At 46.0% G+C, this 26,156-nt stretch carries 18 protein-coding genes; 5 read left to right on the forward strand and 13 right to left on the reverse strand.

The annotated features are described in order from the left end of the window. The first annotated feature begins 33 nt into the window (after positions 1–33). Both yhbH and C170_RS12865 read left to right on the forward strand, forming a co-directional pair. A complete protein-coding gene (yhbH, locus tag C170_RS12860) occupies positions 34–1,203 on the forward strand; it encodes a sporulation protein YhbH (RefSeq protein WP_036609998.1) in 1,170 nt (389 codons plus the stop codon). Next, positions 1,200–2,636 carry a SpoVR family protein gene (locus C170_RS12865; protein ID WP_036610000.1) on the forward strand — a complete coding sequence of 479 codons (1,437 nt, stop codon included), beginning with the start codon at positions 1,200–1,202 and terminating at the stop codon, positions 2,634–2,636. The genes yhbH and C170_RS12865 overlap by 4 nt, the downstream gene beginning before the upstream one ends. A gap of 135 nt (positions 2,637–2,771) precedes the next feature. Here the strand turns inward: C170_RS12865 and C170_RS12870 are convergent, their stop codons facing one another. The 5 genes from C170_RS12870 to C170_RS12890 form a co-directional block, all read right to left on the reverse strand. Continuing rightward, the gene (locus C170_RS12870) at positions 2,772–5,252 is read right to left on the reverse strand and encodes an EAL domain-containing protein (RefSeq protein ID WP_036610003.1); all 2,481 of its coding nucleotides are present in this window, start codon (positions 5,250–5,252) and stop codon (positions 2,772–2,774) included. Between the two features lie 265 nt (positions 5,253–5,517). Further along, positions 5,518–8,340, reverse strand: a complete 2,823-nt coding sequence (locus C170_RS12875; protein ID WP_051447151.1) for an endo-1,4-beta-xylanase — start codon at positions 8,338–8,340, stop codon at positions 5,518–5,520. Positions 8,341–8,613: 273 nt separating this feature from the next. Further along, entirely contained in the window at positions 8,614–9,618 is a 1,005-nt protein-coding gene (locus C170_RS12880; RefSeq protein WP_036610005.1) for a LacI family DNA-binding transcriptional regulator, read from the reverse strand. Between the two features lie 129 nt (positions 9,619–9,747). Continuing rightward, positions 9,748–10,755, reverse strand: coding sequence for a globin-coupled sensor protein (locus C170_RS12885; protein WP_036610007.1), 1,008 nt, complete (start codon positions 10,753–10,755; stop codon positions 9,748–9,750). A 243-nt stretch (positions 10,756–10,998) separates the two neighbouring features. Continuing rightward, positions 10,999–12,894 (reverse strand): PrkA family serine protein kinase, encoded by a 1,896-nt coding sequence (locus C170_RS12890; protein WP_036610009.1) that lies wholly within the window; start codon positions 12,892–12,894, stop codon positions 10,999–11,001. Positions 12,895–13,255: 361 nt separating this feature from the next. Between C170_RS12890 and C170_RS12895 the strand changes: the two genes are divergently transcribed. Further along, the gene (locus tag C170_RS12895; protein WP_081745924.1) at positions 13,256–14,101 is read left to right on the forward strand and encodes a DUF2161 domain-containing phosphodiesterase; all 846 of its coding nucleotides are present in this window, start codon (positions 13,256–13,258) and stop codon (positions 14,099–14,101) included. A 114-nt stretch (positions 14,102–14,215) separates the two neighbouring features. Here the strand turns inward: C170_RS12895 and C170_RS12900 are convergent, their stop codons facing one another. The 3 genes from C170_RS12900 to C170_RS12910 all read right to left on the reverse strand — a co-directional run bounded on the left by C170_RS12900 (position 14,216) and on the right by C170_RS12910 (position 17,049). Next, positions 14,216–14,842, reverse strand: a complete 627-nt coding sequence (locus C170_RS12900) for an FMN-dependent NADH-azoreductase (RefSeq protein WP_036610012.1) — start codon at positions 14,840–14,842, stop codon at positions 14,216–14,218. A gap of 190 nt (positions 14,843–15,032) precedes the next feature. Beyond that, positions 15,033–16,256 (reverse strand): aminotransferase-like domain-containing protein, encoded by a 1,224-nt coding sequence (locus C170_RS12905; RefSeq protein WP_036610015.1) that lies wholly within the window; start codon positions 16,254–16,256, stop codon positions 15,033–15,035. A 136-nt stretch (positions 16,257–16,392) separates the two neighbouring features. Then, positions 16,393–17,049 carry a response regulator transcription factor gene (locus tag C170_RS12910; protein WP_017689577.1) on the reverse strand — a complete coding sequence of 219 codons (657 nt, stop codon included), beginning with the start codon at positions 17,047–17,049 and terminating at the stop codon, positions 16,393–16,395. A gap of 439 nt (positions 17,050–17,488) precedes the next feature. Between C170_RS12910 and C170_RS12915 the strand changes: the two genes are divergently transcribed. Beyond that, complete coding sequence (locus C170_RS12915) at positions 17,489–17,899, forward strand: uroporphyrinogen-III C-methyltransferase (protein ID WP_051447152.1); 411 nt, start codon at positions 17,489–17,491, stop codon at positions 17,897–17,899. Next, positions 17,896–18,960 (forward strand): phosphodiester glycosidase family protein, encoded by a 1,065-nt coding sequence (locus C170_RS12920; protein WP_036610017.1) that lies wholly within the window; start codon positions 17,896–17,898, stop codon positions 18,958–18,960. Before C170_RS12915 ends, C170_RS12920 begins: the two co-directional genes overlap by 4 nt. A 298-nt stretch (positions 18,961–19,258) precedes the next feature. On the opposite strand, the gene C170_RS12925 is transcribed toward C170_RS12920, so the two are convergent. The 5 genes from C170_RS12925 to C170_RS12945 all read right to left on the reverse strand — a co-directional run bounded on the left by C170_RS12925 (position 19,259) and on the right by C170_RS12945 (position 26,145). Continuing rightward, positions 19,259–20,275 (reverse strand): LacI family DNA-binding transcriptional regulator, encoded by a 1,017-nt coding sequence (locus C170_RS12925; RefSeq protein ID WP_036610019.1) that lies wholly within the window; start codon positions 20,273–20,275, stop codon positions 19,259–19,261. Between the two features lie 77 nt (positions 20,276–20,352). Further along, positions 20,353–22,518, reverse strand: coding sequence for a beta-glucosidase BglX (bglX, locus tag C170_RS12930; RefSeq protein WP_036610022.1), 2,166 nt, complete (start codon positions 22,516–22,518; stop codon positions 20,353–20,355). 98 nt (positions 22,519–22,616) lie between these two features. After that, positions 22,617–24,212, reverse strand: coding sequence for an ABC transporter substrate-binding protein (locus C170_RS12935; protein WP_036610025.1), 1,596 nt, complete (start codon positions 24,210–24,212; stop codon positions 22,617–22,619). Between the two features lie 52 nt (positions 24,213–24,264). Next, the gene (locus C170_RS12940) at positions 24,265–25,167 is read right to left on the reverse strand and encodes a carbohydrate ABC transporter permease (protein ID WP_036610027.1); all 903 of its coding nucleotides are present in this window, start codon (positions 25,165–25,167) and stop codon (positions 24,265–24,267) included. An 18-nt stretch (positions 25,168–25,185) separates the two neighbouring features. Continuing rightward, positions 25,186–26,145: an ABC transporter permease gene (locus tag C170_RS12945; protein WP_017689585.1), complete on the reverse strand. Its 960-nt coding sequence runs from the start codon at positions 26,143–26,145 to the stop codon at positions 25,186–25,188. Between the last annotated feature and the right edge of the window lie 11 nt (positions 26,146–26,156).

The raw sequence follows: 26,156 nt of genomic DNA on the forward strand, positions 1-26,156 counted from the left end.
AACTGTGCCGCGTAATCAATGGGGGGTGCCTACATGTCAAATTCACACCAGCCTTACTCGTTCGTCGTGTCGAAGGAAGATTGGTCGCTTCACCGCAAAGGGTACCAGGACCAACAGCGCCATCAGCAAAAGGTGAAAGATGTCATCAAGCAGAATCTGCCTGATCTGATTACGGAAGAAAACATCATCATGTCTGATGGAAAACAAATCATCAAGGTACCAATCCGCAGTCTGGATGAGTACCGTTTTGTGTATAACTACCAGAAGCAAAAACATGTCGGTCAAGGAGACGGTGACAGTCAGGTCGGAGACGTCATCGGTCGTGATCCCTCTGCTTCGCAGAAACCCGGCAAAGGTGAAAAAGCTGGCGATCAGCCTGGTCATGATATTGTGGAAGCCGAAGTTAGTATTGAGGAATTGGAAGATATGCTCTTCGCTGAGCTGGAATTACCCGATCTGAAGCAGAAAGACAAAGACCTGATTGAGACACATACGGTAGTTTTCAACGATATTCGCAAAAAAGGCATGCAGTCCAATATTGACAAGAAACGTACCATTCTGGAGAATCTGCGTCGCAATGCAACGACCGGTACGCCAGGCATCCATCACATCAGTCCAGATGACCTGCGCTACAAGACATGGGAAGACAAAATCATTCCACAATCCAATGCCGTTATCATTGCCATGATGGATACATCCGGGTCCATGGGTTCGTTTGAGAAATACTGCGCGCGCAGCTTTTTCTTCTGGATGACCCGTTTTCTACGCCGTCAGTATGAGAAAGTTGAGATTGTCTTCCTCGCCCATCATACGGAAGCCAAGGAAGTAACCGAAGAAGAGTTCTTTACCCGTGGCGAGAGCGGAGGCACCATCTGCTCCTCTGTATATATGAAGGCATTGGATATTATTGACAGCCGGTATCCACCTTCAAGCTACAACATCTACCCTTTCCACTTCTCTGACGGGGATAATCTGACCTCCGATAACGAACGGTGTGTGAAGCTGATCGGCGAGTTAATGAAACGTAGCAATATGTTTGGATATGGCGAAGTGAATCAGTACAACCGCAGCAGCACACTGATGTCGGCTTACCGTCATATCAAGATGGATCAGTTCATGTATTATGTGATCAAAGAAAAAGGCGAAGTGTACAAAGCTTTGCGCAGCTTTTTCCAGAAACGGGAAGGAGGCAGCGTTAGATGACAGATGAGATCCGCGACCTAGAATACGCTATTGCCGAGATTATGGAGATTGCCAATGGTTTTGGCCTGGATTATTACCCCATGCGGTACGAAATCTGCCCATCGGATATTATTTATACATTTGGAGCTTACGGCATGCCGACCAGATTCAGCCACTGGAGCTTTGGCAAAACATTTCATAAGATGAAAATGCAATACGATTTTGGACTCAGCAAAATTTATGAGCTTGTCATCAACTCCAACCCTTGTTATGCCTTCCTGCTGGATGGCAATTCCCTGATTCAGAACAAATTGATCGTAGCCCACGTCCTGGCACACTGCGATTTTTTCAAAAACAATGCCCGCTTCTCCAAATCCAACCGTAATATGGTCGAAAGCATGGCCGCTACGGCGGATCGGATCAGCAATTATGAGATGGAGTACGGAACGGAAGCGGTTGAAGCATTTATCGATGCCGTGATCGCAATTCAGGAACATGTGGACCCACAGCTGATTAAACCCCGCCATTTGGACAAACAACGTTACATGGAGATGAAAATGCGGGAGCAGCGCGGTGAGAAAAAACCACGGCCGGAAGGTCGCTATGATGATCTATGGTCACTTGATGACGTGCAGACCGAAGAAGCACCCGCTGAAGGTATTCAGGTTCATCATTTTCCGCCTGAACCGGAGAAGGATGTCATGTGGTTTATTCAGGAATTCTCGGAAGTGTTGACCGACTGGCAACGGGATATCATGAGTATGATGCGTGAAGAGATGTTATATTTCTGGCCACAGATGGAAACCAAAATCATGAACGAAGGCTGGGCATCCTATTGGCATCAGCGCATTATACGAGAACTCGATCTGAACAGTGAGGATACGATCGAATTTGCCAAACTCAACTCCTCCGTGGTGCAGCCATCCAAACAAAGTCTGAATCCGTATTATTTGGGACTGAAGATTTTCGAGGATATTGAACGGCGCTGGGATAACCCAACCCGGGAAGAACAGGATCGTTGGGGCCGCAAACCAGGCCAAGGTCGTGCCAAAATGTTCGAGGTGCGTGAATTCGATTCCGATACCTCCTTTATCCGCAATTACATGACCAAGCAATTAACAGAGGATCTGGACCTCTACGTATTTGAGAAAAAAGGCCCGGACTGGAAAATCACCGACAAGTCCTGGGAGAACATACGGGATCAGCTCGTATTTTCACGTGTCAACGGAGGCTCCCCTTATCTGGTTGTGCAGGATGCTGATTATCTGCGGACAGGGGAACTCGTGCTCAAGCATCAATATGAAGGCATCGAGTTGGATCTGAAATATATGGAACGTACCCTGCCTTATCTGTATCGCCTCTGGGGACGTACCGTGCATGTGGAGACACGTGTCGAGGATAAACCGATCTGGTTTACGTATGATGGCAAGAAACACCACCGCAAGTTTATGTGAGGTTCCAACAGCCCTTTCCCTTTTAAAAAAGAGAACCTTCGTATCACGTATGAAGGATGGCGACATACCATAAAAAACAAAAAAAGCGGCAAGCTCCCGACATAAACGGGGACTTGCCGCTTGGCATACATAAAATTAGGATGGTGCCGGTGGTGTACCATTACCCTGCAATCGCAGCGGCACAAAAAAGTCATGCTCTACTTCACTTGCCGGTAGTGGACGACTGAAATAATATCCCTGAATTTCCCTGCAGTCATTCTGCATCAGAATATCCAGTTGGCCTTTCGTCTCAATGCCTTCCGCAATCACTTCCATCTTGAGATTCTGTGCCATCGATATAATGGTCGCCACAATGGCTTGATCACTGTGACTCTCTGTAATGTCCGTCACAAACGAACGATCAATCTTGAGCTTGTGAATCGGGAAATGCTTCAGATAACTGAGTGAGCTGTATCCCGTACCGAAATCATCCAGGCTGATCTTGACACCCAGTGCTGTCAGTTCATTAAGAATCGCCGTGGATACGGCTGCATCCATCATCATGCTCTCTGTTATTTCCAGCTCCAGATATCGAGCATCCAGCCCTGTCTCCAAGAGTGCATTCTTGACCTGTTCTACCAAGTTGGATTGGTGGAACTGCTGGCTGGACAAGTTAACAGATACCGGAATGAGTGGCCCGCCACTGGCATGCCAGAGTTTCATCTGCCTGCATGCTTCCCGCAGCGTCCAATTGCCAATCTCATAGATCATGCCTGTCTCTTCTGCAAGCGGGATAAACACATTCGGTGCGAGCAAACCTTTGAGTGGATGGTTCCAACGTATAAGAGCCTCCACACCAATCATGCGGCTATCCTCGGTACGAATCTGTGGTTGATAGTACAGGACCATCTCATCGCGTTCCAACGCTTTACGAAGATAACCCTCCAGCTCAATACGTTCATATAGTTCCGAATCCAGTTGGGCCGTGTAGAATTGGAAACCATTTTTGCCGTTTTTCTTCACTTCATACATGGCGGAGTCCGCATGTTTCAGCAAAGCATCCACGCCCACTCCATGATCCGGATACATCGCAATTCCAATGCTGGCGGTTACGTAAAAGTCATTTTCCTTCAGTCGATAAGGTAACTGAATGGCTTCAACAATCTGTTTTGCAAGTTCTGCCACTCGTACTTCTGTCGCTTGACCCTGGGTCACAACGAGTGTGAACTCGTCCCCGCCCATCCGGGCCAGCATGACATTCTCCATAGCCAAGGGATCAGAAGCTTCTATGGCTTTCATGATCCGGTTGCTGACTTCTCTTAGAAATACATCTCCAATGGAATGTCCCAGCGAGTCATTAATCATCTTGAAACGATCTATATCCATCACCATAACGGCAAAAGAGTTCCCTTTTTCTGCTGAATCGTTAATCGTACAAGCCAGCACATCATCCAACTTGCGCCGATTGGGCAACCCCGTCAACGGATCATGCAAAGCTTGGTGACGAATCTTCTCCTGAGCCTGCTTCTCCTCCGTTACGTCTTTGATCAAAATGTGACTTCCCACATGTCTGCCATCAATGACAACAGGAACTACAACAATACTAAGGTCCAGAAGTTCACCCTGTACATCTCTCATTTTGGCCATGTAGTGCGCCTGCTCCAGCCCATGATCATCCCAATCGATGGAATCAAATTCACTTATCCACTCTATATCGATTTGCTGAGCGATCTCATCAATGGAACGATCCATGACCTCTTTTTCAGGATATCCGGTGATTGTTGTTACAGCAGCATTAATCCCTTTAACAATACCTTCCTTGTTCACTGAAATAATAGCATCCGAATGGTTATGATACAGGGCCTGATACCATTGCTCATTCTCATGAATCCGTCGATCTTTCTGTGACATTCGCTGATTGATAAATATGCCAAACAACGTCAAGCCCAAAGCAATAAATGTGCCCGATGCGATCAAGTAGGCGAGAATACCTGGCTCAATCTGCATACCTGAACTTACCATCGAGCCATGTGAATGATGGAAATGTGCCGCTGACATCCCGGTATAATGCATGCCAGAGATTCCAATACCCATAATGAGACCGCTGCCCATCTTGTAAACCCAAGTATGTCTTGATTGATGATAACGGAAGAAAAACATGAGCCACAATGCCGCAAATGAAGCAAGCGCTGCAATCAGAATAGATAACACCACTCTGCCTGGTTCATACGTAACCGGAATTGACATCGCTGCCATTCCCACATAATGCATCGAGCTGATCCCTGCTGTCATCAGTACTCCAGCAATCATGAGTTTACTTATCCTGCCCGATTGTCTACCCGCAATGTTCAAGGCCACCCCCGATGCGACAATAGCAAGTAGAACAGATAAAACAACCTTACCGGTGGAATAGGAGACTTGCGTAGGCAGAACAAAAGCTAGCATACCTACGAAATGCATGGACCAGATTCCCAGCCCCATCGATACTGCACCGCAGGTAAGCCATACATTCCGCGCCATCCCGCTAGCCTGACTTACACGGCCTGCAAGGTCAAGGGCAGCGTATGAAGCTAACGATGCAATAATATAGGATAAAATAACAAGTTCTAAGTTGTACGTGCCATGTAGGTGCTCCACTCACTCTGTCCTTTCAACCGGGAAATGCCTTGTATGTATGCAAAAATGTAAAAAAGAAGCGAGTGCGCTGTCTGGATGACAGGCACTCCCTCCGCATCATTTGACTCGTGACAACAGACTTAGTTGAAGCCGTTGTCATACATTGGAACCCGTTTATATGAATGTATATAGTCTAAACGTCCCAGCCTTTAAAATCAACACTTATTTCCAGATATACAATGTTGAATAGCTAACATTCTTATATTCTAATTCACAACTAAATATTCTATTTACGAGTCAGTAACAGACTGCCAAAGCCGGAAGTATCTTGATAAGAATTACCTGATGAATCACTCCAGATGGACACACTGCTTCGCTTGCCATCTCCCGCGCCATCATCATTAACTTGAAGATCAAACCCAATCCATCGTTGCCCTTCAGCACGAACGCTGTCTAGTGGGATTGCCACTTCAACTGTATACCCTCCGCTTGTTAATCGGGTAGCTGATTTGAAACTTTCTTTCCGTGCATTTCCTCCAAAAGAAGCCTCATTATCAAAATTGACCCGGTACTGGGCGTCATCCTCCTGATAGAATGTTGTCTGATCTTTGCTCGGGTCGATAAAAATCTCGATCGAATCCTGCTCATGTGCATTAGAACTTAATTTGCTTCGCAATGGATCTTTCACATCTGCCAATACGTACAGGTATTTCTCATCCCATAACAGCTGTGCAGTCGCCGTTGCACCGGAGTTTCCGACCACCCAGACATCCGTTTTAACAGATGCAGCTTTTTTCCAGACGTTATCCTTTTTTGCATCAATGACAGGTTTGCCATAAGTGACCTTCGTTTGTTTCAAGACAGAACCGAGCTTCAGTTTGCCCCGGTTGGCTGGTTTGTCGGGCTGTTGATTGGAAATATCATTCCAAACAATGGTCGCTGTCTTTCCAGCAGCATGTTCATCCGTAATCCGAAAATCCAGAGACAAGACCTGGCCTTCGGTAAGTAAAGCAGCTGACATAGGCAGTGATGCGTATACAACATACCCGGTTTTTGTCTCTTGTACGTTGTAAGTATTTTTATCTTTGCCTTTACCGCCATCCCGTTTAAATGTATATTGACCATTTGCAGACGGCGGATTTTTCTTCTTGGCAGACAGATCAGCTTCAGAAGTTACAGCGCCTGTCCCCTTGACTTCTTCCGCGAGGAAAACCTGCACCTGATCCCCTTTGCGACGTGTGGTATCCTTCACTTCAACTCGTAAATTCACCTTTTTGGCATCCCACATCATACGAGCCTCACCCGTAACCGCAGATGTACCATCTGCCAGATGATTAATTTCGAGTCCTTTCACAGCACCCCAAAGAATATCTTCCTGTCCTTTGTGATTCGGGAAAGAAGGGCTGGCCTTCAATGCTGTCCATTCATTACGATAGATCGGAAGGGTGGTAGGGTCCACCAGTGCCCAAAATGCCGGTTTTGCTTTTAATTTACGATCAAATAACAATGGTGCATCTTTGCGTCCTTTGACCGGATGATTATCAAGCCATGTACCATCATCCGCAAGTCCCCAGACTGTAACACTGTCCATTACGCCGCGTTTTCCCAGCTCGTCGAACAGGTCGAACAGTTCACGATAACGGTAAGCTTGTTGCAGCAATAATTCATCTGTGACAGGCATCTCCAGTTCAGAATTACTTGAATAGATTGAAACGTCCAGCTCTGTAACCTGTACATTCACACCAAGAGCGATCACTTTCTCAAAAGCCTCACGAATGAGCTTTACATCCGGTCCGTACATGGATACATGCATCTGGAATCCAACCGCATCAATCGGTGTTCCTTTGGCAAGCAGCTTCTCTACAAGCTTCACCATATCATTCACCTTGTTTCCATTGCCCTCCATTCCATAGTCATTAATCACCAGTACAGCATCGGGGTCAGCCTCACGTGCATAACGGAAAGCCAGCTCAATGTAATCACTGTCATCTCCGTCGCCATCTACATCCCCAATAATATCTCTCCACTTGGAATTACTGGCCTCATTCCGCAAGCCGCCTCCGTCTGAGATGACTTCATTGACGACATCCCAAGTATGAACCTTTCCTTTGTACCGGGTCACGATGGTTTGAATATGGGTTTTCATCCGTGCAAGCAACTGTTCCCGCGTGGCAGGTTTCGATGCATCATTCGGATCAGTAAAGAACCAATTCGGCACCTGACTATGCCATAACAGCGTATGACCTCTGATTTCCATGTCATTTGCTTCGGCAAACTTCACCAGGCGATCTGTCTCTGACCAGACAAACTCTCCTTCCTTGGGCTGCATCGCATCCATTTTCATAAAATTGTCCGCTGTAATACTATTAAAGTGTTTCGTCAACAACTGGGAATGCTGGTTTTCCGCGTCTAGTGCAGACTGGTTGATGGCAGCTCCCATTGCGTAATTTTGTCCCACGATATCGACCAGATTCGGAATATCCTTCTCAATTTCAATTTTCTGAGCAGCCGTAATCAGAACATCATCCACGTAAAATGAAATCGTATCTGCCGGCGTCACTTCCGCTGACGTCTTCCATGGTGTCTCCACATACATGCGGAATCCGGTGATGCCACTATTTTCTTCGGGAATCACCACATCGGCCTCGACTTTTTTCCACTGTCCTTTGTTCAAGGTAGCGGAGGCAAAGGTAGCATATTCAAGACTCGAAGCGTCTTTATTGTATTCTTTCTCGAGTGCACCGTTAAGGACCTGACTGTCCGGCCCTTCATCGTACATGGCCCAAAATGAAATATGAACTGTGCTGCCCTTCTGTACATGATCCAGCACTTCAACTAAGGGTCCATGGAACGTTTCGGTACGTGAAGAGGTTCTCAGGCTGCGTGTACTGTCATGACCTACTTGCGTTACGATATCAAGCTTTTCACTTGCACGTGGACGCCATTGTCCCAACACACCATCTTCAAAATCAGCCTTGAACAGTACTTCATCATCGCCAGTCTTAACGTCCGCTGCCGAAGCACGTGTCCCTCCTGTTCCCACACTTGGGAACAAACTGAAGATCAATACAGCCGACAAGCACAAGCTCCACCATTTTCTCAAATGCATCCGATCTCCTCCTTGGTTCGTTGTTTGTGAAGAATAACCTTTGCTCTGCCATGTGCCAGCCCTTTACAAGATCGTTATACAGGATGGATAGATGCAAATGGACAGAAAATTGTAAGCACTTTCATTATACGATTGCCAGTAAACTTTGTTTACCCGTTAAACTATAGGACTTGTACCACTCCATCAACCATATGTTTCCAAATGAGATATAGAACGACAAAAAGCACAGCTTATTAGCTGTGCTTCGTGTAAACATCTTTACTATTTACGTTTTTAAGCTTTTAAAGGTGCTGTCGTCTGACGGATGACCAGATTGGAAGGTTCCGTAACCACAGGAGGAGAATAAGATGGATTCTCGATCATGGCAATCAGATATTCAATGGACTTAATGCCAATAGAATAGATATTCTGATTCACCGTGGTCAACCCCGGTTTGAATACCTCAGCATAATACGTGTTATCGAACCCGACAACCGAGATATCTTCTGGTACACTCAGTCCATGCTTTTCAATTTCATGAATCGCACCAAAGGCAGACATGTCTGATGCACAGACAATTCCCGTTGGTTGATCCTGAAGTGCCAGCAATCGCCGGGCAGCCTTGCTTCCCCCGTCGAAGGAATAATCGCAGATCTCCAGATATACCGTAGAATACGGGATGCCGCATTCTCGCAGCCCTTCTCGATATCCTTCCAATCGCAGATTGGCTACAGCAGGTCCAAGTGTCCCTGAGATATAGGCAATTTTGCGGTGCCCAAGCTCATGCAGATGTTTGACACCCATCGAGATCCCGTTCGCGTTATCCGTAGTAATGTAACCGGCACGTTTGCCCAACATGTCCGTATCAACAAACATCGTTGGAATCTCTGCATCCACCAGTTCCTGAATACTCGCGTTTTCTCTGCCTTCCCCGAATACCACAACGCCATCCACATTACGACTGCGGCAATGTTTGATGAACGAGTACGCCGGATCATCGAATCGAGTAGACAACCGGACCAGGTCATATCCACTGTTCTCCAGTGCTGTCTTGATCCCTTCCAGCAACTCCGCCACAAAAGGGTTCGTAAACGGAACTGTTAAAAGTACTCCCACCGTCCATGAACGGCGTTTGACCAGCCCACGTGCGACCACATTGGGTTGATATTTCAATAATTCGATGGCTATATTGACTTTTTTGCGTGTTTTTTCACTTACATCAGGATAATCGTTTATCACTTTGGAAACGGTTGCAACAGATACTCCCGCTTCCTTGGCTACATCATGGATAGAAGCCATCTGATCACCTCAACCTCTTTCAAATCCCCTGTCTCCGGCTGCATTTTCTATAACATCGGCAGGTTTGTCTACCCATTATAGCTTAAAACAGCCTGAAACGGTATGGAAGGTTCCTAATGCTTTTAAGCTCTATTCCTGCTGTTCCAGTTTCTTCAAATCCAGAGACAGTTTCTCCATTGTTGTTGCAAATACAGCGAGTTCAGCCGAGCGTGAAGCTTGGCTACGTGCTCCGCGAGATGTATGATCCGACTCCTGCTGCACACTGCTCAGTTTCTTCATGATCTGCTCCAGATTAGACTGAATTTTACCCTGGGCATCCCGGGAACTGGCTGCAAGCTTGCGCACCTCACTAGCGACTACTTCGAAGCCACGTCCAAACTCTCCTGCATGAGCAGCTTCAATCGCTGCGTTCAGGCCGACAAGATGACTCTGATCCGATATCTCGCGAATGAGTTCACCCATTTTTCCGATCTGCTGGATCTCTCCTGTTAATTCGGTAAGCATAACCTGAGCCTGATCCTGAGAAGCCGCTGTTTCTTTGGCTACACTTGATATCGCCATTGCACTTTCATTTAATTCACTAATCATGCCTGTAAGCTCTTGGGTAATCTGCGTAATTGCCTGTAATGTATGTTGTTGGTCATCGGCAAGCTGATGTAACTTTTCTTTTTCTTTCTTCTCATAGGCTTCAAGGACAAGCTGTGAATCCAGATTAAACATTTTGCTGAGCGCCTGAATGACAAGATGCCAGGAATTAGGGATAACCTGTTGGAATATGCTCGTTGCAATATCCAGGTAGACCATATAGGTACCCAGATAATAATCTTCAGACAGACCAATCCGTGAATGCACAAGTCCAATCGCAATCCGTTGCTCAATATATGCGTCATCCACGATTCCATCCGTCATTGATAACCAGTACATCTTCTGTGTTTCTTTTAGACGATCAATGGTAGAGAATCTTGCGATCAGATCTACCAATTCAGGATAATTCCCCACATGATTGTAGAAATGATCCACCACTTCATTAACGACTTTTTTAAAAACAGGCCGATGTTCGGCAAGCAATGTTAGATCCCCTGCGGTTAATCCCATGTAATCAAGTTGCTTCTGTCTTGTTGCGGAAATACTGCTCATATCTGGTTCAGTCAGCTCCTTAATAAACACTAAATTACTTTAAATTGTAAATATATGTATTGATTATAGACTAAAATACCTAAATATACATATACCATTAGAACCAATTCTCTTTAAAATTAACCTTATTTGTTAGCTTTTTAGACTAATATGACCTTCATGTAATTAAAAAGGCCCTGACCCTGCTGTGAAGGAGCCTCACAACAGGCATCAGGAGCCTGATCCGGAATGGTTCGTTGCCGATTAGCGATTAAGCAGACTACCCACATAACGTAACAGTTCATTCGCGCTGGCTGCGGTATATCCATGTTCCTCAATTAAGCGTTTAATGACTTCATTCATACGTTTCAATTGTGTTGCATCCGGTGTTTTGGTTGAGGTTGTGATCTTGACGATATCTTTCAGATCGGTGAACAACTTCTTCTCAATCGCTTCACGCAAACGGTCATGGCTGCTGTATTCGAACTTGCGCTCCTTGCGGGAGTATGCCGAGATTCGGATCAGAATCTCTTCTCTGAACGCTTTCTTTGCATTCTCGGAAATCCCGATCTGTTCCTCAATGGAACGCATCAGACGCTCATCCGGGTCCATCTCTTCATCCGTGAGCGGATCACGAATCTTGGACCAGTTGCAGAATGCTTCAATGTTATCGAGATAATTTTCAAATAACGTTCTCGCGGATTCCTCGAATGAGTAAACAAAGGCTTTCTGCACTTCCTTCTTGGCCAGTTCATCATACTCCTTGCGTGCAAGAGCAATGAAGTTCAGATAACGCTCCCGCTCTTCCTTTGTAATTGAAGCATGCTGGTCCAGACCGTCCTTGATCGCCCGCAGAATGTCCAACGCGTTAATGCACTGAAGATTTTGCTTAATCAAAGCACTGGAGATCCGGTTAATGACATACCGCGGATCAATGCCAGACATCCCTTCATCCAGATACTCATTTTGCATCTCGCGCAGATCAGCTTCTTTGTATCCTTCTACTTCTTCACCATCATACATGCGCATTTTTTTAACGAGATCCATGCCTTGTTTCTTCGTTTCCTTCAAGCGGGTAAGTATGGAAAAAATGGCTGCAGTCCGCAGTGCATGCGGTGCAATATGAACATGCTTCATGTCACTTTGCTGAATGAGCTTGGCATAGATTTTCTCTTCCTCGGATACCTTCAAGTTGTACGGAATAGGCATGACAATCATCCGGGATTGCAGTGCCTCATTCTTCTTGTTGGAGATAAAAGATTTATACTCCGATTCATTCGTATGCGCCACAATCATTTCATCCGCACTGATTAAGGCAAAACGTCCCGCTTTGAAATTTCCTTCCTGCGTGAGCGACAGGAGATTCCATAGGAATTTCTCATCACATTTCAACATCTCCTGGAACTCCATTAACCCACGGTTCGCCTTGTTCAACTCCCCATCAAAACGATAGGCACGTGGATCGGATTCGGAACCAAACTCCGTAATGGTGGAGAAGTCGATACTCCCCGTCAGATCGGCAATATCCTGTGATTTCGGATCGGATGGACTGAACGTTCCTATTCCCACGCGATTATCTTCGGAAACAATGACCCGTTCCACCGGTACCTTGCTGATATCACCACCATATTCGGTACGGAGTCTCATCTGGCAGGATGGGCAAAGGTTACCCTCAATACGGACTCCAATTTCCTTTTCCACTTCAGGACGAAGCTCCAGTGGAATCAGATGCAGCGGTTCCTCATGCATCGGGCATCCATCAATGGCGTATATGGCACCTTTCTCTGTCCGCGAGAACTGTTCAAGCCCACGCTTCAGCAGCGTCACCAGCGTCGATTTCCCTCCACTTACGGGACCCATCAGGAGCAAGATCCGTTTCCGTACATCCAGACGGCGTGCTGCCGAGTGAAAGTATTCTTCAACCAGCTTTTCAATCGAACGATCCAGCCCAAAGATCTCCTGTTCAAAAAACTTGTACCGCTTATGCCCACCTACTTCTTCCACCCCAAACGATTCAATCATCTCATACACTCTGGCGTGAGCCGTCATTGCCGGAGTCGGGTCCTCTCTCAGCAGTGCAATATAATCTTCAAATGTTCCGTTCCATGTCAAACGGTCACTCTCTGCCCGATGTTCCGCAACGCGTTCAAAAATATTCATGCTTGGTACCTCCCATGGCTCCTTTAGTGTGATTGTCAACCATTCCGAATGGTATGAAGAAATCAATAGAATTGCGGCTCCTACTTGAATACCAATCTTGCGGTCCTGTGTAGTCCCGCCACCCTCTGTCCAAACGTCTTGTTTTGTTGTGAAAAGTGTATTACATACCTATGCGGCAATTCGGATAAGTTGACCTCTTTTTTTCAATCAACCGCTACGAATTTTGGCTTTTCCCTGTTCTATCAGACATCTTGTGCCTTCAGAAAAAAAAGAACGAATATGATATAATGAGGGTTCTAAATTCAGGAAACCGGACAACACATGGTCAGAGACAGGCCACTTCTGGAAAGGAGCACGGACGATGGCAGTGAAATACGAAACCGAATTATATTCGCCTGTGAAGGCGTTCTTCGAGCAGCGTGGCTTCGACGTCAAGGCGGAAGTCAGACATTGTGACCTCGTCGGAGTCAGACCGGACCAGGACGAACCACTCATTGTGGAGATGAAAAAAACATTTAACCTCTCCTTGTTGCTGCAGGGCATGCAGCGCTTGAAACTTAGCCCGTTCGTGTATCTGGCCGTCGAGCGCAATCGCAGTAAACGCGGAGCCGTAAACCAACGCTGGAGCGAACTGACCGCACTATGCAGACAGCTCGGTCTGGGGCTGCTGACTGTCACATTTTACAAAACCAAAGCCCCCCTGATTGATGTATTGTGCGAGCCTTCCGCCCTGATCCCCCTCACTGGCCGCAATCAGGTTGCCCGTAAAAGCGGTGTTCGGCGGAAACGATTGCTCAAGGAATTCGACGAACGCAGCGGAGACTACAATACGGGAGGCAGCACACGAAGACAGCTGGTCACAGCATATCGTGAGAAGGCTTTACGTGTCGCATCCGCTCTACGAACGAACGGAGAAGCCTCTCCGGCCAACCTTGCCAGACAGACAGGCGTAGGTTCTGCCGCAGCAATTCTGCAAAAAAATTATTATGGCTGGTTTGAACGCCTCTCCCGTGGAAAGTACATTCTGACAATTAAGGGAGTACAGGCGTTAACCGAGCATGCACACATGCTTGAGGATAATGATATGATTGAACGAACCATTAATGAACTCGATGTAACGTATTCTGTATCTGGTGAAAATAAGGACGACCTTGCACACATCGCTGAAACAGCGGAGCAGTACTTAAAAAATACAGGCCATATCTGATATGGAGTCATCTGAAGTAACGGATGTGAAAAAAAATGAGAAGGCAAAAAAAACACCTGTAATCTCCACTGGAGACTACAGGTGTTTTGATGTGTTCTATATAGAAGATTGTTATTAGAATTTTACTGCTACTTCGGAAGCCAATTTCAGACCTGCAGTAACGATTTCTTCAGCACGATCTGCAGAAGCGTTATGTCCTTCAACGATAACCACTTCAGGGTTTTGAATGCCCCACAAGCCGAGAACTGTTTTCAGGAAGTTCAGGGACATTTCAGCAGCTGCCATTGGGCCTTCGGAATAAACGCCACCACGTGCGTTAAGCAAAGCTACTTTTTTGTCGCCAGCAAGTCCTACAGGACCTTCAGCAGTGTATTTGAATGTTTTACCAGCTTGGCTCAGGTAAGCAATGTAGTTTACCAATGGAGCTGGAACAGTGAAGTTCCACAGTGGGAATGCAAATACAACTTTGTCAGCTGCCAGGAATTGATCTTGCAATTGTGCTGCAAGTGAAGCTGCTTTTTGCTCGTCAGCTGTCAGTTCAAAACCGTTAGCTGCTTTGTAAGTACCTGTGATAGCAGTGTTACCATAGAATGGGAATTCTGTATTGTAGAGATCCAACTCAGTAACTGTGTCACCTGGGTGGGACTCTTTGTATGCGCTCAAGAATGCATCGTACAATTTAACGCTGACTGCTTGATCTGCAGGACGGTCATTTGCTTTAACAAATAAAATATTAGACATGTTGAATTTTCCCCCGTTAGATAAAATATATGAGTGCTTTTCCTGAACTGGCCACCATTGTAGCTTATATAAAGAAACCAACAACTCATTAATTCATATTATATATAAAAATGTTAGTGGATGCAATAACGTAATCACTTTGGTCATGAACCAATTTTAATTTTTGCTACAAAATCTATTTTGATCTGACTTAGCTACGAGCCGTAAATTCGGAAATGGCTTCACTGATCAGGTTCATGCCAAGTAGCAATTCATCCCGGCCCGGGTGGCTAAAGTTCAATCGGATGTAACGTTGATCCTGTACACCTGTGGAGCATAGTGATCCAGGAAGAAAGGATACACCTTTGGGCAAAGCCGCCTTAAGCAGAGCGCCACTATCCAATCCTTCCGGCAACTGTACCCACAGATACATTCCGCCCTCAGGGATGTTGTACTGACACCCTTTCCAGCCCGGCCTCTTCAACAGTTCAAGCATCAGTTTGAGTCTTGTCTTATACTCCCGATTCAACATGGATAAGTGATCACTCCAACGAAATGGGGAATGGGCAAGCAATTGATACAACAGCCGCTGATTCATCGGACTGGACTGACCATCTGCAATTCGTTTAACCGAGGCCATTGCCTGAATCAGCGCAGGATGCCCAGCGGCCCATCCAGTTCGAAGAGCGGGCGCTACTGTTTTGCTGAATGAACCAATGTAGAGAACATGTCCACCCTGATCGGCAGTATCCAGTGCAAAGAGTGAAGGATATTTACGATAGAATTCCGTTGGCTCAAGGCCATCAAAATGGAGCTCTCCGTAAGAATCATCTTCCACAAGCAGTACACCATAGCGCGAACACAGCTCAAGGACTGCCTCCCGCCGCTCCATACTCCACAAAGCACCGGTCGGATTCGAGAAACTGGGTGCAGCAAAAAGCAGCTTCGGTCTAACCTGCTGCATGTGATGCTCCAAAAGGTCTGGCAGTATGCCGTCCCGATCACCCATTACGGGCACAATCTTGGCTCCTTGCATCTCCAGAACCTCAAGACAGCCTGGAGATGTGGGATGTTCAACCAGTACAGAATCTCCTGGCTCAAGCAATAGACGCATCACCAGATCGATGGCCTGCTGGGTACCAGTGGTCAACAGAATCTGCTCGGGTACCGTTCGTATGCCTTTGCGTGCATTCCAGTCTTTGTTCAACCACTCTCTTAGGGGTGTGTAGCCTGCTGGCTCTCCATATTGCAATGCGGAAGGGCCTGAACTAAAGACAGACACCGCTGCTTCTTCCAACAATTTGAAAGGAAACAACTCCTCCGCAGGCAATTCTTCCGCCAGAGAAATGAAATAATCCCTGCCAGACATCTCACGTATATCCCTCAGTGGTGATGACAAAAGCCTGTTGGTACGGGAAGCAAAGAAATATTTCATCGATCCGTTCCCCTTTCGTCCCTATTCCGAAACTGTACTCGCAGTCCGCAGCCCTACAACCTATTCCTGCTCACCATCGAATATGACCGGATGCATACCGAACTGTTGTGATCATGGGAAGAACAGACCTGTTTCGTTAGGATCCCGTCTTCACTTGTCTTGCATGCAAGGCATAACGTTCAATGGCCTGTGCTCTACTGCTCACTTCCAGCTTCACGTATATTTTACGCAGGTAATTATCAATGGAACGTCTGCTAACGTTGATCTCATTCGCTATTTTATCATAGGTTACACCCTGAACAATTCTTTCCATGATAAAAGTTTCGGTTTCTGTTAATTCAATGACACGTGCTTCTGTCGGAGACTCCACAGGTTGCGCCCACTCCGCACTGTTTAACCACGACAATGGAATGGACACATGGCCCTCACGCAATCCAGAGATCAGATGAATCAGCTGGCTAGGGGAAGCCTGTTTGGATAACATGCCGCTTGCACCAAGGCTCATCAGATGACGAAACAGCTTCACATTGTCTTCATCCGTCAAAATAATGATGTGACTGTGAGCTGACAGATTCTTCATCTGGGCAATATATTGATCTGCCTGACCTTCCGGAAGACGATAATCCATCAGAATCAGATCAGGCTGGTGAATATTCACCAGATCGAGCCCTTCTGTTCCGGTCGAAGTCATACCACGTACCGTCAGATCTTGCTGCTCTTCCAAAATCAATTTTGTACCGAGCATGCTGGTGGGGTGGATATCTATGATGACCACCTGCCATACTTTTTTCATTGTTGTTCCCCCTGTTATGTATTGGACAAATAACTTTTAAATTCTGTCATGATGATTTCATCGTCTATGCGACAATCCGAGTATAGAAGAAGCATAGGTCGGATTATGTCGAAAAACAGAAAAATACAGGAGGAAGCCGATAAAAAAGCTCTATTTTCACTGTATTTTGTTATAAAAACACCATGACGTCCATCTTTCCATCCCCGGAAAGGTCAAAATATAGTATAAATTTCCTGCATTTCTATCTAAAAAAGTCGAAAAACCTGCCCAAAGTTCCTACTTATTGCATCTATAAGAAATTGTATCCTAGGACTTCCTTCCGATGCAATCTCTTTTTACTCTATTAAGTAAAGAATTTCATTTTTGCGTAATCAATAGGGGCATGATAGAATGAGGACTGGAAATTTTTTTGTACCTATAAATGACCAGGAGTGATGATATGAAACCATCTGACCCGTCCTCTGACATCCATCACACCCGGAGCGCCAAAGGCAAGGCTGGATCTTCAATCAAACTGTTTCTGGTAATGTGGATTGTTCTCATTGCACTAGGAGTCGTTGGAACCTACTATTATAGTAACCATCTCCAGCAACAGATGATTAACCAGCTTCAAGCCCATAATCAGCAGCAGATTGCAGCGCTAAAAACCGACTATGAAAATCAGCTAACAACGATATCAAAGGAAGTAGAAGACCTGCAGGGACAGGTTCAATCCTTCAATGAATTGCTGACTTTCACCAAGGATAATGCAAGTGACAAAACGGATAACAGCAACAAACTGTATACCCAGCTGAGCGAAGTCAAAAAACAACTGGAGACACTCCAGAAAAAGATGGACCTGCTCAAATGATTACACCCGTCAAACAGGTTAATCGTTTTTTTATGCTTGCACTCGCTCCTTTTGTTGGATTGATATTATGCCTGCTGCTGCTTCGTCCTCCACTTGAACCCGGAGGTTTGATGCCTACCGAACTGTCAGAGGATACGATTACACCCCGGACCCAAGCAATTAGCCAAGAGCTTGCGGGGGCAAAAGATGCTGCTGTCCAGACTTCTTCTTCTATTAAAAGAACGACACAGCTCTATAATAAAACAACAAGTACGATGTCTACACTTGTGCAGAAGGCTTCCACCCAAGCGGATCGTCCGGAAAAGATTTACAACAACCGGATTTCATCCAAGCTTGGCGTTCCATTTGAACGGGTAGACAGTGACCGGCTAACGATTGAAATGTACAGAGTGAATCCTGGCAGCTATAAGGGCTATGCCATGAAGATCAAGCTAAAAGACCCTACAGCCATGCAGATGGCTCTAGACAGTGAACCTGGGCGTTCTGAGACGACCATGCAGGCTGTGAAGCGTAACGGCGCTATTGCCGGGATTAACGCAGGTGGATTTGCTGACAGTGGCGGCAAACGTTATCCACTTAGCACAACCGTCATGGACGGGAAATACGTGAACGGTTTCCAGGCCAGTTTCAAAGATCTGTTTTTTGTAGGACTTAACGATGCCGGTAAACTGGTTGGAGGCAAGTTCTCCGACAAAAACTCACTGGATCGCCTGCAACCACAATTTGGGGCTACGTTTGTTCCGGTGCTGCTACAGAATGGGCGTAAAACCACAATTCCTGCCAAATGGAAAGTATCACCCAAACGAGCACCACGTACAGTCATTGGCAATTATAAGGATGATCAGTTATTAATCATTGTGGTCGACGGATATAATGAGGGCGGAAGTTCCGGTGCTACCCTTGAAGAGTTGCAAGGGCGGTTGTACAAGCTTGGGGTGATTGACGCCTATAATCTGGATGGCGGTGGATCATCCTCGCTTATTCTGAATAATCGGGTTGTGAATAACCCTTCAGATGGCAGCCTCAGACCAGTGCCCACACACTTTTTATTTTACAAATAATAGGGTGAAGCATTTCTTTTCTACCTATAATGGTTATAATAGAAGAAAATGAGCTTGTGCAGGAGGTGCGAAGGGCATGTCATTTTCACTGACATTCTGGATTATTGCAATCGTATTGACTCTCTTCATTACAGGCATTCTCACTTCATCCTACAACAATGACAAAACAAAAGGCTTGTAAAGGCCAAGCCTCTCTCCGGAGAGGCTTTTTCTATTGCTTCATCCTCGAAATAACAAGAGACAAGGCTTAAAAGAATGATTCGATTCTTCTAAGCCTTGTCTCTTGCTGTATTCGGGATCAATAGCTAACCGCCCGGTCATTCCGCATAGATATAACAGAATCAGACAGAATAGGCCCACTCACCGACCCACCCTCAACTAATGTCACATAAATTCGTTCATGATCAACGGGTTCTCCAGCAATAATTTTGATCAATTGTTCAGCAGCGAGTGATCCCCACTTGCGCTTGGAATAATCAATGCTCGCCAATCTCGGCTGGACGTATTTGCTCAATTCAATATTGTCGAATCCGATGACATCAATCTCTTGACCAACGCCAAGTGCACTGTCTGCCAGACGATCACACAAGCCAATAGCCATCTCATCATTGAGGCAGAATACCGCTGCCGGTCCATCATACACCTGTACAATCTGATCTGCGGCTTGTTCTCCACCACTCTTCTCGAAATCTCCCGTGATCTCAATCCATTCCACATCGGCTTCACGTTCCGCAACCTGTCTCACAGCCTTTAACCGCTGCACAGAGTCAAACGAACCTTCCGGTCCTGTCACCACGTAGATTTTCTTATGTCCCTGTTCAATCAGATGTTCCATCGCAAGTGTTGCCCCGGCCTTATTATCCAGCAGAACCTGATTAATGTTGGGATGATCCATCTCACGGTCCAATACAACGATTTTGTGCCCACGATCGGCATACTGCATTAGTTCCTCACTTGCAAACGTATGATCCAGAATGATCGCACCATCAATCATTCTCTCTGGAAGCATGCGATGGGATTGTTTACCACTGCACACGATCAGGTCATAGCCTTGAGCATTACATACGGCTTTCATGCCACTCAGCAAGTCTCCATACACATCTCCTCTAAAATCGGTCAAGAATACACCTAGAATTTTGGATTCCCTCTTCTTCAGTGTTCTTGCTGCGGCATTTGGAACATAGTTCAGTTCTTTGGCAATGGCCAAAATTTTGGAACTCGTCTCATCGGTCACTTTGTTGCTGCCATTCAGCGCATATGACACAGTAGAGATGGAAACTCCCGCCTGTTTGGCGATATCCTTGATACTGACCACATTCTTCGCTCCCCTGTTATGTTCATCAGGCCTTCCATAACAAAAGGCCTGACACATTACTCTTTCCATTCACCGGATTAAACAAGTCTGAATGATTTCTTCTGAGTATCCCGACTGTTTGCACCCACAAGAATATGGAACTCGCCTCGATCACTGCGGCGGCTTAAGTCGGAATGGTGATAACGAAGCTGTTCTTCATTTAACGTAAACGTGGCTGTACCACTCTCGCCTGGCGCCAGTGCAAGCTTCACATATCCTTTCAGCTCACGCATAGGACGAACGACTTCACCCGTTACATCACGAACGTACAACTGAACGGTCTCTACGCCTGCGCGCTCACCCGTGTTTGTTACACGTACTTGGATGCTCAGGGACTCTTCGGCAGTCATCTCGTTACTTGACACTTCGAGATCACCATAAGAGAAAGAAGTGTATGAGAGACCATAACCGAACGGAAGCAAAGGTTCATTTGGGCTGTCAATGTATTTGGAGACATAACGTTCTTCCGTCTTCTCCGGGTTCAGTGGACGACCTGTATTGAAATGGTTGTAATAGACCGGAATCTGACCTACGGACTGCGGGAAGGACATCGTCAGACGTGCGGATGGATTCACTACACCTGTCAGAACATCTGCAATCGCAACTCCGCCTTCACTACCCGGGAACCAGGCTTCAAGAACGGCATCCGATTCATCGATTACACCATGCAGATCCAATGGACGGCCGTTGAAAATAACGCTGGCAATCGGTTTTCCCGCTGCTTTGAGCTGTTTAACCAATTCCAATTGGGCTGCTGGCAGACGAATATCCGTGCGTGAGCCACCTTCTCCACTCATCTCGGAGTCTTCACCAAGAGCAAGGACAATCAGATCTGCTTTGCTTGCCACTTCCAGGGCTTCGGCAATCTGCTCAGCTGTAATCGTATGAACATTACTGCCTTGAGCAAATTGAACTTTCCCACCCGTCAGGCGTTCTTGCAGAGCTGTTCCCAATTTAACTGCATCTTCCTTAACCCCTTCACAGGACCACCAGCCCAGAATATCAGGACTCTGTGCAAAAGGACCAATAAGGGCTACATTAGCATCAGGTTGAAGTGGAAGCACGCTGTCATCATTCTTCAACAGGACAGCTGATTTCGTTGCCAGTTCATACGATACCTGACGGTGCTCTTTGGAGAATACAATCTCACGTTCACGTTCCGGATCAGCTGCACGAAGTGGGTTATCGAACAATCCCAGCTTTTCTTTCAGTTGCAGAATTCGCAGAACGGCTTCATCAATGAGCTTCTCATCCACTTCACCACTCTCAATCAGTTCAGGCAAATGATGTACATAACAAGGTGTCATCATCTCCATATCTACTCCTGCGCGAATGGCACGATATGCCGCTTCACGATCATCTTCTGCAGCACCATGCGCAATCATCTCGCGAATGGAAGCCCAATCCGAGATCAATACACCATCAAAGCCCCACTCGTCACGCAAAATGCCGCGCATTAACTTCTCATTGCCACTTGCCGGAATACCGTCAACCGTATTGAACGAAGTCATGACCATTTCCACGCCCGCATCCAATGCTGCTTTGTACGCTGGCAAATAGTACTCACGCAGGTTACGCTCAGACATGTCCACCGTATTGTAATCCCGACCACCCTCAGCCGCTCCATAAGCCGCAAAGTGTTTAACACAGGCTGCAAGACGATCTGGCTCATCCTTCAAGCTATCGCCCTGATATCCACGTACAAACGCAGCCGCAAACAAACTGTTTAAATAAGGATCTTCTCCTGTCGTTTCCATCACACGACCCCAGCGCGGGTCACGAACCAAATCCACCATCGGTGCAAAGGTAACATGCAAACCGGATACAGCTGATTCACGTGCTGCAATTTCAGCACTTTTCTCAGCCAGTTCTGTGTCCCATGAACAACCGATCGCCAGTGGAATCGGGAAAATGGTTTTGAATCCATGAACTACGTCAGCCATGAACAAAAGCGGAATGCCCAAACGGCTTTTTTTCATATAAGCTTGCTGTACATCAATGATGGCCTGCGCACCCGACAATCCCAGAATGGACCCACTGGCATCTACGGACTGCTCCGTAATTCCCATCTCTTCCATCGGCCCTGTGATCTGACCTTCAACATTTGTTCCTTCATAGAAGTTGGCAGTCAACTGAAGAAGCTGAGCTGTTTTTTCCTCCAACGTCATCTGTCTTACCAGATCTAGCAACTGCTCGTTATTCATCTAATCGTATCCTCCACTATAAGTTGTTGAAATAAAGAACCCGGCTGCGTTCGGGGAGAGACCGCGCACCGGGTTCAAAATTAATTACTGAATGATTACTAGAATTTATCGTTTAGCTCATCCAGATAAGGTTGAACCAGGGACATTTTACTGTTTACCCATTCTTTCCAGTTTGCCTCTAGATCTCCGTTTTTGAGGATCAAGTTGGCATATTCATTCTGGTAGTCGAATGAAGCCTGACTCTTAGCTTTGGAATCGTACAGGTTGACATCCCAATCGTATGGTGCAAGCGATTTGCCTTCTGTACCAAGTTTTGCTTTTTCTTCGAACAATTTCACGGCTCTATCACGGTAATCTTTTTTGATTGCAGGGTTTACAACACTGAAGTCGTCACCGAGCAGATACAGACCTTCGAAACGTGCTGGATATTTATCTTCCAATACCGTTCCTTCTGGCAACAAGCTAACGAGTTCGTTGTTTTCATCATATTTCCAATCTTTTCCTTCAAAGCCCATGTTGATGAGCAACTGTCCTTCTTTTGTTGCGGAGTAATCGATCAGATCCATGATCCGTTCGAATTTCTCGTCACTAATCTCCGGATTGAAGATCAATGCAGACCAGAAGTTGGCTTGTTCCATGTTACGGTATTTACCGTCATCGCCTACTACGATTGCTGTGTGTACCAGTTCATCACTATCTACACCCAGATTTTTTTTCATATCGGAATCCAGACCTTGTCTGTACGAAGCCAGTCCGCCCAGACTTGTTACAGCAGCTGTACCTGTTACTTTGAAGTTGTTTTGACCTTCATTGTTTTTCCATGTGTAGAACTCAGGATTGAGCAGTCCATCTTTATAGGCTTTTTGCATCAATTTAAGTCCTGTCAGCGTTTCAGGATCTGCTGGTCCCCAGTGGAATTGGCCATCTTCACCTTTGTAGAACGGAGAGTCAGTCATGGCATGCACACTGTTTGGCATAATCATGTTTGTCATGGCATCTGCCGCATTGTAGGACAGAGGTACAAGTTTGTTACCCACTTTGCCTGGATCTTTTTCTTTTACTAGTGCAGCATATTCATTCAATTCGGTTGTTGTATAAGCATCTTTCAGTTCAAAACCAACCGCTTCAGCCCAGTCTTTACGAAGCGCAATGACACCAATTTGGTTCGTGAGTGGGTCAGCCGGTTTGTTTTCGAAATAGATTGGTCTAGGCAGGACATATGTTCCACCTGTCAATTCTTCCAACTTGTCTCCAAGACCCGTCAAATTGTAAGCTGCTGCCACGTTAGGCCAGCGTTCTTTCCAGTCATCCGGGAATTTGTAGAACAAACCTTGTTCAATGCTGTTAATGGCATCGCCATGTACGTAGTTCCATACCGCTACATCCGGCAAGTCGCCAGAGTTGATCCACAGACGAAGTTTCTCGCCCCATGAATCCCAATCGATATAGTTGTAGTCCCAAGTTACATTAAATTTGTCTGTCCAGAACTTGTGGAAGTCATTATCCAGGTTCCCGTTTTTGATTTCTGTCAGGTTAGCTACAGAGATGGTCAGGTTGTCTTTGTAATTTCCCTCTGCATCTTTTTCGTTACCACCTGAAGCTCCTTGACTGGAACAAGCGGTCACCATCAGCATAACTACACTAAGCGTGATGGCAAAGAGAGCTCTTACTGACAACTTTTTTTTCGTTTTCATGTTTTACCCCCATGTTTTTAGTAGAATTTTATTGCAAAATCCTATACGTATATCAGGTCTTGATTGCCCCTGTTAATACCCCTTTGGCAAAGTGTTTTTGCAGCATTGGGAAGAAACACATAATTGGTACCATGGTGACAAATACGGCCGCCATCTTCATACCCATTGAGAAGTTGCTTGCTTGGGCAGCATCCACACTGGATGCATTGGATGCATTCGTCGTAGATGTCACGATAATATTTCGGAGTACATTCTGGAGCGGTAACTGATCCGCTTTTCGAAGGAATATCATCGCATCATACCAACTGTTCCAGTAAGCTACACCGTAGAACAACGTGATTGTAGCCATAATTGGTGTAGCCAGCGGAAGAACAACGGAGAACAAAATTCTCCACTCTCCGGCTCCATCCAGTCTCGCCGATTCCATGAGTGATTCAGGCAAGGTGTAGAAGTAGTTCATCATCAGAATCATGTTAAACGCACTGAAGCTTCCCGCCAGGATAACGGACCACAGCGTACCTGTAAGATGAAGTGATTTCATGATCAGGTACAGTGGTACGATACCACCATTAAAGATCATGGTGAACAGTACCAGGAAAAAGAGAAATTTCTTAAACGGAAATTTGTTGCGACTAAGGCCATATGCCATGCTTGTTGTCAGGAACAAGCTGAGTGGCAAGCCGATGACTAGCAATATAATTGTATTTTTGTATCCCGTCAGAATCGTTCCGTCAGCGAACAATGCCTTGTAGGAATCCAATGTCCATTCTTTAGGGAACATCAAAAATGGATTGTCAGCATATTCTTTTTGTGTTGCAAACGAGATCATGATGACATTCCAGAATGGAATCAGGATCATCAGGGCAAGCACTAGTAATACGGCGAAAATAATGTAATCGAGAAGTGTCATTTTTTCTGTACCAATTCTCGGTTTTTTGTTAGCTTTCTTGCTCATCTCATTTTTCCTCCTCTCTTATCGGAACAAACCGTCTCCGCCAAGCCACTTGGCAAATCTGTCAGCAAGAAGCAGCAAGGCCATATTCACCAGGGAACGGAACAAGCTGACCGCTGTCGAGAATGAGAAATCGGTAGATGACTGGAACGTAATCCGATAGATATATACATCGAGTACTTCCGATACATTTTTGGTAGCGGCATTTGCCAAGTTGAAGATCTGGTCAAACCCGGAAGACATCAATCCACCAACCGAGAGAATAAACATGATTGTGATGGTTGGAAGGATGTTCGGCAAAGTAATTTTGAACATCTGTTGCATACGGGAAGCCCCGTCAATCTGTGCTGATTCATACTGATCCTGATCAATACCGGAAATGGCAGCCAGGAATATAATCGCGCCCCATCCACTTGATTTCCAAATATCAGTCAACAGCAACATGGGTACAAAGTTGGATTCAGACCCCAGGAAGTTAATCGTTGGCAATCCGAGTAATCCGAGCGCGCTATTTACCAGTCCGTCATATGCCAGCACATTGATGACTACCCCGGATACGATGATCCAGGAAAGGAAGTGCGGGAACGTAAGAACGGTTTGGAACAATTTTTTCCCTCTGCGCATCCGCAATTCATTCAGCAACAGCGCCAGAATAATTGGGAACGGGAACTGAATAATCAGTTTCAGAATATTGATGTACAGCGTACGCCATACTGCGTCGATAAAGGTTGGATCACGGAAAACATATTTGAAGTTCTCGAATCCGCTCCATGGACTTCCCCAGATGCCCAGGTTGGCCTTGTAATCTTTGAATGCCAGAGACAGGCCACCCATCGGCATGTAGGCAAACAGAATTAGCCAGACAAGCCCCGGAATAAGCAGGGTGTATGTCATTCGGTGCTTCCAGATTTCAGTCCAGAGCGAATTGCCCTTCACGTTTCCCTTCAGCTTTTTGCTAGGTCCTTCGGCTGCAGGTTTCACATTGCATCTCC

The organism is Paenibacillus sp. FSL H7-689, assembly GCF_000517905.1.
GTDB classification, from domain to species: domain Bacteria; phylum Bacillota; class Bacilli; order Paenibacillales; family Paenibacillaceae; genus Paenibacillus; species Paenibacillus amylolyticus.

Bases quoted from the DNA above. Each gene is read 5' to 3' on its own strand.
- C170_RS12890 (WP_036610009.1), bottom strand. From the start codon at position 12,894: ATGAATATTTTTGAACGCGTTGCGGAACATCGGGCAGAGAGTGACCGT.
- C170_RS12880 (WP_036610005.1), bottom strand. From the start codon at position 9,618: ATGGCTTCTATCCATGATGTAGCCAAGGAAGCGGGAGTATCTGTTGCA.
- bglX (WP_036610022.1), bottom strand. From the start codon at position 22,518: ATGAATAACGAGCAGTTGCTAGATCTGGTAAGACAGATGACGTTGGAG.
- yhbH (WP_036609998.1), top strand. From the start codon at position 34: ATGTCAAATTCACACCAGCCTTACTCGTTCGTCGTGTCGAAGGAAGAT.
- C170_RS12865 (WP_036610000.1), top strand. From the start codon at position 1,200: ATGACAGATGAGATCCGCGACCTAGAATACGCTATTGCCGAGATTATG.
- C170_RS12935 (WP_036610025.1), bottom strand. From the start codon at position 24,212: ATGAAAACGAAAAAAAAGTTGTCAGTAAGAGCTCTCTTTGCCATCACG.
- C170_RS12915 (WP_051447152.1), top strand. From the start codon at position 17,489: ATGAAACCATCTGACCCGTCCTCTGACATCCATCACACCCGGAGCGCC.
- C170_RS12910 (WP_017689577.1), bottom strand. From the start codon at position 17,049: ATGAAAAAAGTATGGCAGGTGGTCATCATAGATATCCACCCCACCAGC.
- C170_RS12940 (WP_036610027.1), bottom strand. From the start codon at position 25,167: ATGAGCAAGAAAGCTAACAAAAAACCGAGAATTGGTACAGAAAAAATG.
- C170_RS12900 (WP_036610012.1), bottom strand. From the start codon at position 14,842: ATGTCTAATATTTTATTTGTTAAAGCAAATGACCGTCCTGCAGATCAA.
- C170_RS12885 (WP_036610007.1), bottom strand. From the start codon at position 10,755: ATGAGCAGTATTTCCGCAACAAGACAGAAGCAACTTGATTACATGGGA.
- C170_RS12895 (WP_081745924.1), top strand. From the start codon at position 13,256: ATGGCAGTGAAATACGAAACCGAATTATATTCGCCTGTGAAGGCGTTC.
- C170_RS12905 (WP_036610015.1), bottom strand. From the start codon at position 16,256: ATGAAATATTTCTTTGCTTCCCGTACCAACAGGCTTTTGTCATCACCA.
- C170_RS12875 (WP_051447151.1), bottom strand. From the start codon at position 8,340: ATGCATTTGAGAAAATGGTGGAGCTTGTGCTTGTCGGCTGTATTGATC.
- C170_RS12920 (WP_036610017.1), top strand. From the start codon at position 17,896: ATGATTACACCCGTCAAACAGGTTAATCGTTTTTTTATGCTTGCACTC.